A 1731-nucleotide genomic window follows, 5' to 3' on the forward strand; every position below is an offset into this window, starting at 1 on the left:
GCAGCAGAGATGCCCGTCGTTACACCTTCTGCCGCTTCAATCGAAACAGTAAAATTAGTTGAAAATTGTGCGTTATTTGCATGCGCCATCGGAGGCAAGCCAAAATAATCCGCACGATCTCTCGTCATCGTCATACAAATGAGACCACGCGCATGTGTCGCCATGAAATTAATATCTTCAGGACGCACTTGCTCTGCCGCAATAACGAGATCACCTTCGTTCTCTCGGTCCTCGTCATCCATCAGAATAACCATTTTACCTTGACGGATATCTTCAACTAGCTCTTCAACAGTGTTGAGCTTCATTCAACCTCCAAAGACCCAGCAAATTAAGCTAGGTATGTTTCTATATCTTGTAACCGTTCTTTGCTAAAAACGCTTCATCAATCACCGACTTCGGCGATTGCTTTTCATCTGAAAAACTCAATAACCGCTCTGCATAGCGAGCCATAAGATCTACCTCTAAGTGCACATCTCGGCCAGTTGAGTACTCAGGGATAATCGTATTCTGAGCGGTATGAGGAACAATATTGAGAGTAAATCCTTCATCCACCAAACCAGTCACTGTAAGACTAACTCCATCCACGGTAATTGAGCCTTTATTCGCGATATAGCGCGAAAGTTCCGATGAACAGTGAATGGTATAACGTAATGAGTCACCTTCTGAGCTGACAGCAACTATAGACCCTATTCCATCAACATGCCCACTGACTAAGTGGCCACCTAAACGGCGCGAAAGCGTAAGCGCTTTTTCAAGATTAACTCGATCACCGACTCGCATCGTTGCGAATCGTGTGTAACGCAATGACTCTGCGGAGATATCCGCACAAAAATCATTAGGAGAGAAAGCGGTGACAGTCAGACAAACTCCGTTTACAGCAATGCTGTCTCCCAATTGAACATCACTCATATCAAGGGCTTGGACATTGATACGAAGTTGAGCGCCTGAACGAGCACTTTCAATGGCAGCTATGGTGCCAACCGCCTCAATAATACCTGTAAACATTTCTAAAGAGCGCCCTTAAATTGATACTGAAATCGTAGATCGGCCCCTACTTGTCGAACATCCTTAAGATCTAAATCTATGGCCTGCCCCATACGATCAAATGGCAGATTCGCCAGAGCTTTTGCCTGATGCCCCATCAACTTAGGCGCAACATACAGCAGTAATTCATCTACGCAATTTTGATCTATAAAACTGCCAGAAAGACTCTCTCCAGCCTCCACAAAAAGATCATTGACTTCTTGTTCGGCCAGAGCATGGAGAAGCGCAGATAAATCAAAATATCCTTTCGCGTCCAATGCTAAACGTACGACATTGACATGTTGCGAACCCACAATTTCGGGAGAAACCTTAGCCTCTTCCGATACGACATACTGCACCGCAGCATTGTTCTCAAAAACCGCTTCTTGCCCGGTTAAACGTGCGTGCGCATCAAGAACCACGCGCATCGGCTGAAACCCTCGTTTATCGAGTAGATGATCAGTTCGCACCGTTAACTTGGCATTGTCGTATAGAACGGTTCCTACGCCAGTTAAAATAGCAGAAGACTTTGCGCGCCACGCTTGTACATCTTCTCTCGCAGCAGCACCGGTAATCCACTGACTTTCGCCAGAAGCCATTGCTGTTCGCCCATCAACACTCGCTGCCATCTTTAGACGTACAAAGGGTCGCTTACGCGTCATTCTTGAAATAAAACCAATATTTAGCTGCTTCGATTGCTCTTCGAGC

3 protein-coding genes are annotated in these 1731 nt (G+C 45.8%); all 3 read right to left on the reverse strand.

Going from position 1 to position 1731, the window contains the following annotated elements; all coding sequences use genetic code 11:
* A partial coding sequence (locus A3739_RS00710) for a 3,4-dihydroxy-2-butanone-4-phosphate synthase (protein ID WP_197471922.1) occupies window positions 1–305 on the reverse strand: 305 nt, incomplete at its 3' end.
* Window positions 306–345: 40 nt separating this feature from the next.
* Complete coding sequence (locus A3739_RS00715; RefSeq protein WP_068478611.1) at window positions 346–1005, reverse strand: riboflavin synthase; 660 nt, start codon at window positions 1003–1005, stop codon at window positions 346–348.
* Window positions 1006–1007: 2 nt separating this feature from the next.
* A partial coding sequence (gene ribD, locus A3739_RS00720) for a bifunctional diaminohydroxyphosphoribosylaminopyrimidine deaminase/5-amino-6-(5-phosphoribosylamino)uracil reductase RibD (protein WP_068499796.1) occupies window positions 1008–1731 on the reverse strand: 724 nt, incomplete at its 5' end.

This window comes from Oleiphilus sp. HI0067 (assembly GCF_001635735.1).